This is a genomic window from Mesorhizobium sp. B2-4-7 (genome assembly GCF_006442685.1).
Classification (GTDB): Bacteria; Pseudomonadota; Alphaproteobacteria; order Rhizobiales; family Rhizobiaceae; genus Mesorhizobium.
This window is the reverse complement of the sequence record NZ_VFVH01000005.1, coordinates 264,357-277,165: the sequence shown is the minus strand read 5'-3', so window position 1 is coordinate 277,165 and position 12,809 is coordinate 264,357. Positions and strand designations below refer to the sequence as shown.

Here is a 12,809-nt window from a genome sequence, read left to right as displayed (position 1 = left end):
GTCAGGCTCCCTTCATCACGCTTGCCGCGTCCTGGACGGCGCGCACGATCTTGTCATAGCCGGTGCAGCGGCACAGGTTGCCGGCGAGGCCGAAGCGGATCTCCTCCTCGGTCGGGTCGGGGTTCTTGGCCAAAAGATCCTTCGCCGCGATCAGGAAGCCCGGCGTGCAGACGCCGCATTGCAGCGCGGCGTGCTCCAGGAATTTCTGCTGCAGCGGATGCAACCGGTCGCCATGCGCCATGCCCTCGACGGTCTCCACGCGGCGCCCTTGCGCCTCCGCGCCCAGCACCAGGCACGAGCACACCAGCCGGTCGTCGAGGATGACGCTGCAGGCGCCGCAGTCGCCGGTGCCGCAGCCTTCCTTGGCGCCGGTCAGCCCGAGCCGGTCGCGCAGCACGTCGAGCAGCGTCTCGTCGGGCTGGCAGAGATACTCGACGCTGTCGCCGTTGATCGTGGTTGAAACTGCTACACCGGCCATCACTTGCCTCCTGCACGCTTGTAGGCTGACGTGGCGGCCCGCCTGGCCAGCACGCCCGCGACTTTCCGTCTGAACTCGATCGTGCCCCGCTTGTCGTCGATGGGCCGGCAGGCCCCGGAGCAGACCTTGGCGAGCCGCTCGAGCGCGGCTTCGTCCAGCGTCCTGCCGATGAGGGCCTCGGCGGCCTCCTGCACCAGAAGCACCGTGGGCGCGGCGGCGCCCAGCGCCACGCGGGCCGCCTTGACGACACCTTGCTCGTCGAGCGTCAGGTTCACGCCGGCGCTGACCACCGCGATATCCATCTCGGTGCGGGGAATGAACCTGAGATACGCGTCGCCCGAGCGCTCCGCTTGGCTGTCGAGCAGGATCGCCTCGATGATCTCACCCTTGGTGAGCGACGTCTTGCCCGGTCCGGTCGGCACCGCCTCCACCGCAATGGTGCGCCGGCCCGCGGGCCCGACGATCACCGCCCTGGCGCCGGCCGCCACCAGCGCCGGCACGCTGTCGGCCGCCGGCGAGGCGTTGCACAGATTGCCAACGATGGTGCAGCGTCCCTGCACCTGCTTCGAGCCGATCAGCTTGGCCGCCTCGACGACGCCGGGCCAGGCCTTCTTCAGGGCCGCGTTCTCTCCCAGCACCGCGCAAGGAACCGCCGCACCGATGCTGAAGCCGTCGGCCGTCTCCCTGATTTCGCTCAAGGCCGCGATCGCCTTGATGTCGACGATCAGTTCGGGTTCGATGAAGCCGCCCTTCATCCTCACCAGCAGGTCGCTGCCTCCGGCGAGAATGGCCGCCGTTCCGGCCGATCCGGCCAACTGGCCAACGGCATCTTCGATTGAAAGTGGACGTATGTAGCGCATCGTCTCCCCTTGGTCACAGCGATCTCAGCGACCGTTATAAACAGTCTCCTCATAATGGCTATCCGGTTCGTCATTTTCGACGATTGGGCCAGCCGCCGCAAAATCGAGTCCCAACCCAGGCTGAACTGGCGTAAGCCAGTCGCGCAGGCCGCGGCCGAGGCTCTGAAAAAATTCCAGGAGCCGGTGTCGGACTGGCCGGGCCCCGCTCGTCCTTGGGGCATCGAACAGGCATTATGAAAGGATATGATATGCCCGGCACCGTACGTTTGCACCGTGTTCTCACCACCAGCCCGGAAAAAGTCTATCGCGCCTTCGTCGAGGCCGACGCGCTGGCGAAGTGGCTGCCGCCGAACGGCTTCACCTGCACGGTTCATCACTTCGAGGGCAAGGTGGGCGGCACGTTCAAGATGTCGTTCCGCAACTTCACCACCGGCGACAGCCATGCCTTCGGCGGCGAGTATCTCGAACTCGTTCCCGGTGAGCGCCTGCGCTACACCGACAGGTTCGACGACCCCAATCTGCCGGGCGAGATCCAGGTGACCGTCACCCTGAAAAAAGTATCTGTCGGCACCGAGATCGACATCACCCAGGCCGGCATTCCCGACGTCATCCCGGTCGAGGCCTGCTATCTCGGCTGGCAGGAGTCGCTGCGGAACCTGGCAAAGCTCGTCGAGCCCGAGATAAATCAATAGGCCAGACGGTGGCGGTTTCAGCCATTTGCCGCTAGCTATCCTTCCGACGCGCCCGGTCGATCGGGCGCGTCGTGAGCGATACAGCGGAGGCCAAAATCATGACTCTCACCAACCGGGACATCGTCGAGCTGACCGAATGGCGGCGCAAGTTGCACCAGCAGCCGGAAATCTCGAACGAGGAGGAAAAGACGGCAAAAGCCGTCGTCGACTTCCTCGCCGATACCAATCCCGACAAGGTGCTGACCGGATTGGGCGGGCATGGTGTCGCGGCCGTCTACGACAGCGGCAAAAACGGACCAACCGTCCTGTTTCGTTCGGAACTCGACGCGCTGCCGATCGAAGAACTGTCCGGCGTGCCGCATGCCTCGCGCGTGCCAGGCAAGTCGCATATGTGCGGCCATGACGGACACACCGCGATCCTGGCGGCGCTCGGACGCCAGCTCGGGCGCGAGCGGCCCGCCAGCGGTCGCATCGTGCTGATGTTCCAACCGGCGGAAGAAACCGGCAATGGCGCCGCCGGGGTGGTGGCCGATCCCCGCTTCGGCGAGATCGCGCCCGATTTCGCCTTCTCGCTGCACAATCTGCCCGGCGTGCCGTTCGGCGAGGTGCGGCTCAAGCCCGGCGTGGTCAACTGCGCCTCGCGCGGCATGCGCATCGTGCTGGAGGGCAAGACCGCGCATTCCTCCATGCCCGAGACCGGAATTTCGCCGATGCCGGCGATCAGCGCGTTGATGCCTGCCCTGCCCGCGCTCGGGCACGGAACGTTCGCCGACGACGATTTCGGCATGGTCACCGTGACCCACGCCGAGATGGGCGAGGCCGTGTTCGGCATCGCGCCCGCCCACGCCGAGGTCTGGGCGACGCTGCGCACCAGGCGCGACGAGCGCATGGCGGATCTGTGCGCCGCCGCGGAAGCGCTGGTCACGAAGATCGCCGGCCAGCATCGCCTGTCCGCAAGCTGGGACTACCACGAGATCTTCGTCGCCAGCGTCAACGCGCCGGACGCGGTGGAGCATCTCCAACGCGCCCTCGACGAAGAGGGCGTCGCACACACGCAAGAGGCCCTGCCGATGCGTGCCTCGGAGGATTTCGGCTTGTTCGGCCACAGCGCGACGTCGGCGATGTTCTTCCTCGGCGCCGGCGAGCGCCACCCTGCCCTGCACAATCCCGACTATGATTTCCCCGACGACTTGATCCCGATCGGCTCAAGGATCTTCATGCGCACGGCGCGCAATTTGCTGGGGTGAGGCAGGCCGGATGGCCGATCGGGGCGAGCCGGCACGCCACGCCCGGGCTGTGGCGGAACGGCTTCGCTAAACGTCGAGAACAACCGTCATTCCACGGACCTCGGCCATCTCGAGCAGCAGGTCCTGCAGGCGGTCCTCGGTCATCGTCTCGCCGGTTCTCTCCAGCAGTTCGTCAATGCTTTCCTTCATCGAAAGGGCGGCAACCCCGGTTTTTTCGGCGAGCAGCCGCCCTATGGCAGCGCGGATTAGGGCATTCTGGTCAGGCATGATTCCCCCTTCATGCTGGGATGGCGGCATGAGTTTTCTTCAATGCATGCTTCCGCCGCAACTTCTGCGAGCTTCAGCTTACGCTTGCAAGTCGTTTTGAGGGACTGATATTCACTATTTGGCGAATAGTTGCCCACGGACGACACCAGAGGCGCAACTCCTCGTTGCCGGATCCGGACCTCGCCGCTCCAGAAGGCACCTGACGCGCCGTCTCTATTAGAGGTTGCATCGGTCAGCCGCTTTTTGCCAACCGGGATATGCAATCGCGGCACCGCGCCCGACCCGCCAGGACCACCGTCAATCGCGATTGGCCCTTGCCGAAGCCGGCGGCCTCGCTCATCCATGCCTGGAAACGATCGCCAGGGGCCAGAAGATGATCGATGCCAGCTTTCACATCGTCGAAGCGACGATCGAACAGTTGCGGCGCGCACTCGACGACGGCACGGTGAGCAGCGTCGAACTTGTCGGTGCTTATCTCAGGCGCATCGCGCATTTCGACCGGCACGGCATCAGTCTCAATGCGGTCCCGGTTCTCAATCCTGATATGTTCGAGGACGCCGCGGCTTCGGATCGGCGCCGCAGCCAGGGCAAGACGCTCGGCCCGCTCGATGGCATCCCCTACACCGCCAAGGACAGTTACAAAGTGTCCGGCTTGACTGTTGCCGCCGGCTCGCCGGCCTTCGAGCATCTCATCGCCAACGAGGACGCCTTCACCGTCGCCCGGCTGCGCGCCGGCGGCGCGGTGCTGATCGGCCTCACCAACATGCCGCCCATGGCCAATGGCGGCATGCAGCGCGGAGTCTATGGCCGCGCCGAAAGCCCCTACAATGCCGATTACCTGACCGCCGCCTTCGCGTCCGGCTCCTCGAATGGCTCGGGCACCGCGACAGCGGCGAGCTTCTGCGCTTTCGGGCTTGGCGAAGAAACCTGGTCGTCCGGGCGTGCGCCGGCCACCAACAACGCGCTGGTAGCCTATACGCCCTCGCGCGGTGTCATTTCGGTGCGCGGCAACTGGCCCCTTGTGCCGACCATGGATGTCGTCGTGCCGCACACGCGCAGCGTGCCCGACATGCTCGAATTGCTGGATGTGATCGTCGCCGACGATCCCGAGACGCGGGGCGATTTCTGGCGCGCGCAGCCCTGGATCGCGCTGCCGAAGAGTTCCGAAATCCGACCGCCGCGCTATACCGATCTGGCGCTAGCGGGGTCGCTGAAAGGCATGCGGCTTGGCGTACCCAGAATGTATATCGGCCGCGACAGCGGCGCCGACCGGCCGATCGAAACCCGCGCCTCCGTGCTTGATCTCTGGGAGCAAGCGGCGGCGGACCTGACACGGCTTGGAGCCGAGGTGATGGAGGTCGATTTTCCTGTCGTCTCCAACTACGAGCGCGATCGCCCCGGCGCGCGCACCATGGTCGACCGCGCTCTGGTGCCGCCGGACTTCGCCGACCGCGAAATCTGGGACCTCTGCATCTCAGCCTGGGATGACTTCTTACGCGCGAACGCCGATCCGAACATCCCCGATCTCGCTTCGGTCGACGGCCCGAAAATCTTTCCGCAACCACAGGGCACGCTGCCCGACCGTTATGAAGGCGGTTTCGACTTGGCACAGTATGTCGAGCGCGCGAAATCAGGCGTCACGCCGTTCCGGGCCATTCCGACGATGGAGGACGGGCTGAAAGGGCTGGAAGCGACGCGGCGGCTCGATTTCGAGGACTGGCTGGACGCGAACAGGCTTGATGCCGTCGTGCTGCCTGCCGTCGCCGATGTCGGGCCCGCCGATGCCGACATCACTGAGGCCTCCGCGGCGCTTGCCTGGCGCAACGGCACCTGGGTCGCCAACGGCAATCTGGTGTGGCGGCATTTCGGCATCCCGACCGTTACCGTGCCGATGGGCACCATGGCCGACATCGGCATGCCGGTCGGCCTGACCTTCGCCGGCAAGGCCTATGACGATGAAAGGCTGCTGCGCATAGCTGGCGACTTCGAACGCTCCACGCAGCGCCGCACCCAGCCGCCGCGCACGCCGGAACTCGCCGACGATGTATTTTCGCGCCGGGCCAATCAAGCCGGCAATGGCAAGGCACCTGCGCTCGCGATCAAGCTTGCGGCCGAGACGCGCGACAGCGGCGATCAGGACGAGATCGTCATCACGCTCGACCTCCCCGTCGACGCAACCGAGACGGAGCACGCCAGCATCAAGGTGCACGTCAACGGAGATGCCGTCGCGATGCGCCGAGCCGGCGCGCGTCTGACCGGCCGGGCGTTTGTCCCGGCCGCGGAGCATCAACGGATCCACAGCGTCTGGCGCGGCCCCTACGGCTCGATCGTCACGGCGGTGATGCGGCTGCGGGATGGACGCAGCGCGGGCGCCTATGTGGTCACCGGCGGGATTGAATGACGATGAGCCCACGCGGGCCAATTTCGCGCCGGGCTATGTGAACCTGCGAAATTATGAGGAGCCAGCCATGATCAAGGTCAAACAACTCGCCCATGTCTGCATCTTCGCCAATGATCTGGACGAGACACGGCGCTTCTACGAGGATGTCCTGGGCATTGATATCCAGTTCAATTTCCTGCGCGACGGAAAGATTTTCGGTTTCTACCTTAATTGCGGCGGCCGCAGCCATATCGAGGTTTTTCACAAAGAGGGTGCGCGGTTCAGCGAGACGAACCAGATCAACCATTTCTGCCTGGAGGTGGAGGATATCGACGCCGCGATCACGCATATCGCGTCCAGGGGCGTGGAGGTCACCGCGAAAAAACTCGCCTGCGACGACACCTATCAGGCTTGGCTGCGCGACCCCGACGGCGTGAAGATCGAACTGTTCGAATACACCGGCAAGAGTGCGCAATTCACAGGCGGCGATCGCGTCGCCGATTGGTAGGCTGTCGCGGTTTCAGTGGGCAGCTACCCCCGCGCGGCCCAGAGCAAACCACGCTCGACGATGACAGCCATTTCCGGCATCGCGAACTCATCCGCCGTGTGTCCGAGCGAACTGTAGAAGACCTTGCCTGCGCCATATCTTCGCTTCCAGACAACCGGCATGTCGACGCCGCCGATGCCCGGGAAATGCTCGTCGGTGAAGGTGGTCGTCGCCAGCACCTCGTTGCTCGGGTCGACATGCATGTAGTACTGCTCCGACCGGTAGGCGAAGTCGCTAATGCCTCTCGTGATCGGATCGTCCGGTTTGGTGATGACCACGCGATAGTCGATGATGTCGCCGGGATGCGCGACCCATTGGCCGCCGGTCATGAACTGATAGTCCGGCTCGTTGCGGAAACTGTCGCCCATCGTGCCGTGGAAACCGCCGAGTCCCGTTCCCTGTCGAACCGCGCGCGTCAGATTCTGCAGCTCGGACTTTTCGATCTTCGACATGGTGATGACGGGCACGATGAGATCGAATGAGTTCAGCTCCGGATCGGCAAACATCCCCGTGCCCTCGCCGAGCGTGACCGTGTATCCATTGCGCTCCAGCATGTCGCGCACCACAGTGGCGCTGCGCTGGGGCGTATGGCCTTCCCACCCACCCCAGGCAATCAAGGCCTTCTTTGCCATGCAGTGAACCTCCTGAACTGTCCGCAGCAGCGATGGTTACACGGCTCGGCTGTCAGCGCCAACCCAGCGCCGGCGCGACATGGGTCAGGATCGCCTCGATGGCATGGGCGTTGTAGTCGACGCCGAGTTGGTTGGGCACGGTGAGCAGCAGCGTGTCGGCCTCGGCGATCGCCTCGTCCTCGGCCAACTCCTTGATCAGCACGTCCGGCTCGGCGGCATAGCTGCGCCCGAAGATCGCCCGCGTGTTTTCCTCGATGAAGCCGATCTGGTCGCGGCCCTCATTGCCGCGCCCGAAATAGGCGCGGTCCCGGTCGTCGACCAGCGCGAAAATGCTGCGGCTGACCGAGACGCGCGGTTCGCGTTCATGGCCGGCCGCCTTCCAGGCCTCGCGATAGATTCGGATCTGCTCGGCCTGCTGGATATGGAAGGGCTTGCCGCTTTCGTCGAATTTGAGGGTCGAGCTCTGCAAATTCATGCCCAGCTTCGCCGCCCACTCCGAAGTGGCGTTGGTGGCGGCACCCCACCAGATGCGCTCGCGCAGGCCTTCAGAATGCGGCTCCAGGCGCAGCAAGCCGGGCGGGTTGGGAAACATCGGCCGCGGATTGGGCTGGGCGAAGCCCTCGCCGCGCAGCGTGTCGAGGAAGACCTCGGCGTGATGCCGCGCCATGTCGGCGTCGCTTTTGCCTTCCTGCGGCGCGTAGCCGAAATAGCGCCAGCCATCGATCACCTGTTCGGGCGAGCCCCGGCTGATGCCGAGCTGCAGGCGCCCGCCTGCGATGATGTCGGCGGCACCCGCGTCCTCCGCCATGTAGAGCGGATTCTCGTAGCGCATGTCGATGACCGCCGTGCCGATCTCGATGTGGCTGGTCTTGGCGCCGACCGCCGCCAGCAGCGGAAATGGCGAGGCGAGCTGTCGGGCAAAATGGTGGACGCGGAAATACGCGCCGTCAGCGCCGAGTTGCTCGGCCGCGACGGCGAGATCAATGGATTGCAACAGCGCCTCCGACGCCGAGCGCACCTGCGATTGCGACGAGGGCGTCCAGTGCCCGAATGACAGGAAACCGATTTTTTTCATGGCCCTGACGTATATACCGGCGACACGTGCTTCAATGCCAAAAGAGCAGGGTTACACACCGTCGCCCCTGCGTGACACCAAAAGTGTGCCTTACCGAAAGTTTGAATGCCGTGGAGGGTGGGATGCTCAGGGGAATCCGCATCGTCGAGATCGAGGCGTTGGGGCCGGCGCCCTTTGCCGGCATGCTGCTCGCCGATCTCGGCGCCGACGTGATCGTCGTCCACCGCAAGCATGCATCCGTGCCGGGCCTTCCCGAGCGCTCGCTGCTCGATCGCGGCAAGCGCTCTATCGCGCTCGACCTCAGGGATGCCGAGGACGTTGCCGTGCTGATGCGCCTGATCGCCACCGCCGACGGCCTGATCGAGGGCTTCCGGCCGGGCGTGATGGAGCGTCTCGGGCTTGGTCCAGATGTGTGTCTGGCCGCCAACCCTCGCCTGGCCTATGGCCGCATGACCGGCTGGGGGCAGGAAGGCCCGCTCGCCCGCACCGCCGGCCACGACATGAACTATACCGGCGTGTCGGGCGCACTCTGGTATGCTTCCCTGCCGGGCGAGCCGCCAATGGCGCCGCCGACGCTGGTCGGCGACATAGGCGGCGGCGCGCTCTATCTGGTGATCGGCATGCTGGCCGCCATCATGAACGCCCGCGCCGGTGGTGAAGGCACGGTCGTCGACGCGGCGATCGTCGACGGCTCGGCCCATATGATGAACCTGTTGATGTCGCTCGCACCATCCGGCGGGCTTGCCGCCGAGCGTGGCCGGAGCCTTCTGGACGGACCGCATTGGTGCCGCGTCTACCGCACGTCTGATGGCGGCTTCATCAGCGTCCAGTGCGTCGAGCCGAAATTCTATGCGCTGTTCCTCGACAGGCTTGGTCTGGGCGGCGATCCGCAGTTCGCCGCTCAGTTCGACCGCGGCCTCTGGCCTGAGCTCGGCAGCCGGCTGGAAGCGATCTTTGCCGAAAAATCCCGAGACGAGTGGATGAAATTGTTCGAAGGAACGGATGCCTGCGTCGGGCCTGTGTTCAGCCCGCATGAGGCGGCGCTGCATCCGCACATGGCCGCACGCGGCTCCTGGTTGGTCGAGAATGGCGCACTCCAAGCTGCCTCCGCCCCCCGTTTTTCCAAACGGACGGCAAAGGCACCGGCGAAAAGCCCGGCACGCGACGAACATGGTGCGGAGATTCGTGCCGAACTTGCGGATCCAACCGTAAGTCGTTGAATAGGCAGTTTTCGGCTACCCGCCTTTGGCTGAGGAAATCGCCGACTGGCCTGCGCCCGACTCGGACCGAAGACGATATCGTGGCGGCACTCGCTCGGCAGCCGCGGGCGGGATACTTGAAAGACAGCTCGTATACCAGTATACGAGATGTCTTTCATTAGGAGGCTGCGCTCCATGTCCTTCAACTCGACTCGCGTCCAGACACCAATGGATGCCGTAGTCATCGGCGGCGGCATCGCCGGCTGCACGCTCGCCTATGAACTGGCCCGCCACGGTCTCAAGACGACGATCCTCGAGCAGAGCATGATCGCCGCCGAGTCCTCAGGACGAAACACCGGCACCTTGCTCACCGGCCCGCAGAAAGAGGTCGTCGAACTGCTGGACGCCAGCGTCGCGATCTATGCCGAGCTTGCCGACGGACCCGTTCCCTTCGAATTCGCCGCCATCGCACATCTGCTGATTTCCGAAGACGAGGCGAGTTTCGAGGCGGCTGCCGCCGTGGCCGACCGCTACAGGGAAGCCGGCGTGGCAATGGAAAAGATCACGGGCAAGGAACTGGCGCGCGACCACCCTCGTGTCGGCTTCAACGTGGCAGGCGCCTATTCCGTCGGCCGTGCATGGACGCTGGAACCCATGGGCGCGACACATGCCTTCGCCCACGCCGCCCGTGAGGCCGGCGCGACGATCCGCACCGGCCTGCGCGTCGCCCAGATCTTCTCCAGGGGCGGCAAGGTCCAGGGTATCTTGACCGACCAGGGGATCGTTCCCGCCGATCTCATCTTCATCGCCAACGGATTGTGGATGTCGGACCTTCTGCGCCGCACCGTCGGCGACGGACCGCTGCCCGGCCTGCCCTTCACCGCCGGCCGCGGCTGGTTGATCCAGTTGGGAAAACTCGACTTCGAGCTGCCCTGGATCGTCGAGGAATTGACCTGGCCGGATCAGGAAGAGCTCGGCCGGCGCATGAGGCTCGACGGCCTTGCCGATGTCGCCGCGCAGCGCGACGACCAGCCGGCGGTGGAAGCCATCTGCCTCAACCCCATGGGCGGCGGCGATGCCAGGCTTGGCGCCTCCGTCCAGCCGGCCTTCCGCGATCTCGTCCGCAACACCGACATGGCGAGCCGGATCGCCAGCCGCACGCTGCGCATGCTGCCGGGCCTCGGCGCGCCGCAGGTCAGGAACGTCTATCCCGGCAACCGCCCGATGCTGTCCGATGGCTTGCCGGTCGCTGGCAGGACGGCCGTCGAGGGCCTGTTCGTGCATGGCGGCATGGGTTCCATCGGCATGCATGCCGCCCCCGCCACCGCGCGCTGGCTGGTTGACGCCGTGTTTTCCGGCAATGGCAGCCCAGCCCAGACATGGCTGCGGCCGGACCGCTTTCCCGGATGGGAAGCGTCATGAGCCTGCTTGCGGAGCGGTCGGCCCGCTATTTTCCGCAATGGTGATCGTTGATCTTGTTCAGCGCATTCGCATCCGGCCCCACCCGGTGGTAGGAACAGGCGCCGGCGGCCGTCGTGACAAGCTGCCGGTCATAGTAGCGCGGGCCGCCGAACAGTATGTCGATAATATCGCCGTCAGCGGGAACATAGCGTTCGGGTTCGCCCTGGTGGTGGCGGTGCCTGGCCCCGGCGGACGCCGAAGAGACGATGCCGCAGCCCATCACAAGGGCGAGAGCGCAGATCGCGAAGCGTTTCGTCGTCATCGACAACACCTTCCTGGCCAACCGGATTTCATCTTATATCCAAAAATCGCCGGATAAAGAAAAGTTCCTGAGAACGGGCGCCGGTTGATTTGCAGCCGGCGTGCATGAGCGGCAGCGTGAGAACCGGCGGCGCAGGCCGGCTCGCCTGACAAACCGACAAAAGCCTTAGTCGGTCTGGATCCACACCGACTTGGTCTCCAGATATTCGTGCAGATGTTCGATGCCGCCCTCGCGGCCATACCCGGACATTTTCATGCCGCCGAACGGCACGGCGGGGTCGATGGCGTGGTACATGTTGACCCAGACGGAACCCGCCTTGACCCGGCGGGTAAGCTTGTGCGCCGTGCCGAGATGGGTGGTGAAGATGCCGGCGGCCAGCCCATAGGGCGTCGCATTGGCGCGGGCGACGGCTTCGTCAAGCGTATCGAAGGGCATTGCCGAGATAACGGGCCCGAAGATCTCTTCGCGCGCTATGGTCATCGTGTCGGACACCGCGCCGAAGACGGTTGGGGCGATGAAATTGCCGCCGTCATAGAGGCCGCCGGTCAGCCGCGATCCGCCGGCGACCAGTTCCGCGCCCTCCTCGCTGCCCGCCTTGATGTAACCCTCAACCTTGCCGGCCTGCCGCGCATTGATGAGCGGCCCCATTTCGGTTTCGGCCTCGATGCCGTGGCCGATGCGCAGCCTGCCGGCGAAATCGGCGAGCCGGCGCACGAACTGGTCATGGATTTCGCGTGCCACGAACAGTCGCGAACCGGCGATGCAGACCTGGCCCGAATGCACGAAGACAGCCATCGCCGCGATCGGAACGGCCTTGTCGATATCGGCGTCGCGGCACACGATGAGCGGCGACTTGCCGCCGAGTTCTAATGAAACGCGCTTTAGATTGGCAACACCCGCCCGGGCGATCGCCTGGCCGGTGAGCGTCGAGCCGGTGAAGACGATCTTGTTGACGTCGGGATGTTCGGCAAGCCGCGCGCCGGCTTCGGCCCCGGTTCCGGTGACGATGTTGACAACGCCGTCGGGAACGCCCGCTTCCTGCATCAGCCGCGCGATCAAAAGCGGCGTCAGCGATGCATCCTCGGAAGGTTTCAGCACGATCGTGCAGCCAGTAGCCAGCGCCGGCGCGATCTTCCAGATCGACGCGGCGGTCGGCGCGTTCCAGGGAATGATGGCGCCGACCACGCCCACCGGCTCGCGCCGGGTGAAGGTGACGATCTCGCCCGGGATCGAATTGTCGATTGATTCGCCATGCAGCGCGGTCGCCATCCCGGCATAGAAGCGCAGCATGCCGATGACCCGGCGCCGGTTGGCGAGCGTGCGCGTGATCGGCAGCCCCATGTCGAGGGTGTCGGAGACGCAGAGCTCTTCCCAGTTCTTCTCGAAGAGATCGGCGATCCTGAGCAGCACGCACTGCCGTTCGTAAGGCGAAAATCCGGACCACGGACCTTCGAAAGCGGTGCGCGCAGCCACCACCGCCGCGTCGATGTCGGCGGCGCCTCCGCGCGGCACCGTCGCCAGCACCTGCCCCGTCGCCGGGTTGAGCGCCTGCATCTCCTGTCCGGACTGCGCAGCGACCCATTTGCCGCCGATGAACATCGGCCGGAATTCGCCATGGTAGAGCGTCGCGGCCTTCGCCCTTGGGTCGAAGTTCAGCGTCATATCCTCCTCCTCGCCATTCCGTCGCGACTATTACCCCGGTGCAGGCA

Annotated in this window: 13 protein-coding genes; 6 read left to right on the top strand and 7 right to left on the bottom strand. The window is 65.1% G+C overall.

What is annotated here, in order from left to right:
• Position 1 precedes the first annotated feature (1 nt).
• Positions 2-478: a (2Fe-2S)-binding protein gene (locus tag FJ946_RS16920; RefSeq protein ID WP_140517305.1), complete on the bottom strand. Its 477-nt coding sequence runs from the start codon at positions 476-478 to the stop codon at positions 2-4.
• Positions 478-1,338, bottom strand: a complete 861-nt coding sequence (locus tag FJ946_RS16915) for a xanthine dehydrogenase family protein subunit M (RefSeq protein WP_140565539.1) — start codon at positions 1,336-1,338, stop codon at positions 478-480. The genes FJ946_RS16920 and FJ946_RS16915 overlap by 1 nt, the downstream gene beginning before the upstream one ends.
• A gap of 248 nt (positions 1,339-1,586) precedes the next feature.
• Between FJ946_RS16915 and FJ946_RS16910 the strand changes: the two genes are divergently transcribed.
• Positions 1,587-2,030 (top strand): SRPBCC family protein, encoded by a 444-nt coding sequence (locus FJ946_RS16910; RefSeq protein ID WP_140499234.1) that lies wholly within the window; start codon positions 1,587-1,589, stop codon positions 2,028-2,030.
• Positions 2,031-2,128: 98 nt separating this feature from the next.
• Entirely contained in the window at positions 2,129-3,277 is a 1,149-nt protein-coding gene (locus FJ946_RS16905) for an amidohydrolase (RefSeq protein ID WP_140521370.1), read from the top strand.
• 66 nt (positions 3,278-3,343) lie between these two features.
• Here the strand turns inward: FJ946_RS16905 and FJ946_RS16900 are convergent, their stop codons facing one another.
• On the bottom strand, positions 3,344-3,574 hold the full coding sequence (locus FJ946_RS16900; protein ID WP_246673069.1) for a hypothetical protein: 231 nt from the start codon (positions 3,572-3,574) through the stop codon (positions 3,344-3,346).
• A gap of 343 nt (positions 3,575-3,917) precedes the next feature.
• On the opposite strand from FJ946_RS16900, the gene FJ946_RS16895 reads away from it, so the two are divergent.
• Complete coding sequence (locus FJ946_RS16895; RefSeq protein ID WP_140565542.1) at positions 3,918-5,945, top strand: amidase; 2,028 nt, start codon at positions 3,918-3,920, stop codon at positions 5,943-5,945.
• Between the two features lie 67 nt (positions 5,946-6,012).
• Positions 6,013-6,432 (top strand): VOC family protein, encoded by a 420-nt coding sequence (locus tag FJ946_RS16890; RefSeq protein ID WP_140499242.1) that lies wholly within the window; start codon positions 6,013-6,015, stop codon positions 6,430-6,432.
• 23 nt (positions 6,433-6,455) lie between these two features.
• On the opposite strand, the gene FJ946_RS16885 is transcribed toward FJ946_RS16890, so the two are convergent.
• Both FJ946_RS16885 and FJ946_RS16880 read right to left on the bottom strand, forming a co-directional pair.
• A complete protein-coding gene (locus FJ946_RS16885; protein ID WP_140499244.1) occupies positions 6,456-7,103 on the bottom strand; it encodes a ThuA domain-containing protein in 648 nt (215 codons plus the stop codon).
• A gap of 52 nt (positions 7,104-7,155) precedes the next feature.
• On the bottom strand, positions 7,156-8,178 hold the full coding sequence (locus tag FJ946_RS16880; RefSeq protein ID WP_140565545.1) for an LLM class flavin-dependent oxidoreductase: 1,023 nt from the start codon (positions 8,176-8,178) through the stop codon (positions 7,156-7,158).
• Between the two features lie 122 nt (positions 8,179-8,300).
• On the opposite strand from FJ946_RS16880, the gene FJ946_RS16875 reads away from it, so the two are divergent.
• Together FJ946_RS16875 and FJ946_RS16870 are read left to right on the top strand one after the other, a co-directional pair.
• Positions 8,301-9,398, top strand: a complete 1,098-nt coding sequence (locus FJ946_RS16875; protein ID WP_140565548.1) for a CaiB/BaiF CoA-transferase family protein — start codon at positions 8,301-8,303, stop codon at positions 9,396-9,398.
• A 174-nt stretch (positions 9,399-9,572) separates the two neighbouring features.
• Positions 9,573-10,799 carry an FAD-dependent oxidoreductase gene (locus FJ946_RS16870; protein ID WP_140517321.1) on the top strand — a complete coding sequence of 409 codons (1,227 nt, stop codon included), beginning with the start codon at positions 9,573-9,575 and terminating at the stop codon, positions 10,797-10,799.
• A 25-nt stretch (positions 10,800-10,824) separates the two neighbouring features.
• On the opposite strand, the gene FJ946_RS16865 is transcribed toward FJ946_RS16870, so the two are convergent.
• Positions 10,825-11,100 carry a hypothetical protein gene (locus FJ946_RS16865; RefSeq protein ID WP_140517323.1) on the bottom strand — a complete coding sequence of 92 codons (276 nt, stop codon included), beginning with the start codon at positions 11,098-11,100 and terminating at the stop codon, positions 10,825-10,827.
• Between the two features lie 165 nt (positions 11,101-11,265).
• The gene (locus FJ946_RS16860; RefSeq protein ID WP_140565551.1) at positions 11,266-12,762 is read right to left on the bottom strand and encodes an aldehyde dehydrogenase family protein; all 1,497 of its coding nucleotides are present in this window, start codon (positions 12,760-12,762) and stop codon (positions 11,266-11,268) included.
• Positions 12,763-12,809: the final 47 nt, after the last annotated feature.

What these genes read in the sequence shown, in the direction of transcription:
- FJ946_RS16910 (WP_140499234.1), top strand. Translation starts at nt 1,587, where the DNA reads ATGCCCGGCACCGTACGTTTGCACCGTGTTCTCACCACCAGCCCGGAA.
- FJ946_RS16895 (WP_140565542.1), top strand. Translation starts at nt 3,918, where the DNA reads ATGATCGATGCCAGCTTTCACATCGTCGAAGCGACGATCGAACAGTTG.
- FJ946_RS16865 (WP_140517323.1), bottom strand. Translation starts at nt 11,100, where the DNA reads ATGACGACGAAACGCTTCGCGATCTGCGCTCTCGCCCTTGTGATGGGC.
- FJ946_RS16880 (WP_140565545.1), bottom strand. Translation starts at nt 8,178, where the DNA reads ATGAAAAAAATCGGTTTCCTGTCATTCGGGCACTGGACGCCCTCGTCG.
- FJ946_RS16915 (WP_140565539.1), bottom strand. Translation starts at nt 1,338, where the DNA reads ATGCGCTACATACGTCCACTTTCAATCGAAGATGCCGTTGGCCAGTTG.
- FJ946_RS16870 (WP_140517321.1), top strand. Translation starts at nt 9,573, where the DNA reads ATGTCCTTCAACTCGACTCGCGTCCAGACACCAATGGATGCCGTAGTC.
- FJ946_RS16900 (WP_246673069.1), bottom strand. Translation starts at nt 3,574, where the DNA reads ATGCCGCCATCCCAGCATGAAGGGGGAATCATGCCTGACCAGAATGCC.
- FJ946_RS16905 (WP_140521370.1), top strand. Translation starts at nt 2,129, where the DNA reads ATGACTCTCACCAACCGGGACATCGTCGAGCTGACCGAATGGCGGCGC.
- FJ946_RS16890 (WP_140499242.1), top strand. Translation starts at nt 6,013, where the DNA reads ATGATCAAGGTCAAACAACTCGCCCATGTCTGCATCTTCGCCAATGAT.
- FJ946_RS16875 (WP_140565548.1), top strand. Translation starts at nt 8,301, where the DNA reads ATGCTCAGGGGAATCCGCATCGTCGAGATCGAGGCGTTGGGGCCGGCG.
- FJ946_RS16860 (WP_140565551.1), bottom strand. Translation starts at nt 12,762, where the DNA reads ATGACGCTGAACTTCGACCCAAGGGCGAAGGCCGCGACGCTCTACCAT.
- FJ946_RS16885 (WP_140499244.1), bottom strand. Translation starts at nt 7,103, where the DNA reads ATGGCAAAGAAGGCCTTGATTGCCTGGGGTGGGTGGGAAGGCCATACG.
- FJ946_RS16920 (WP_140517305.1), bottom strand. Translation starts at nt 478, where the DNA reads ATGGCCGGTGTAGCAGTTTCAACCACGATCAACGGCGACAGCGTCGAG.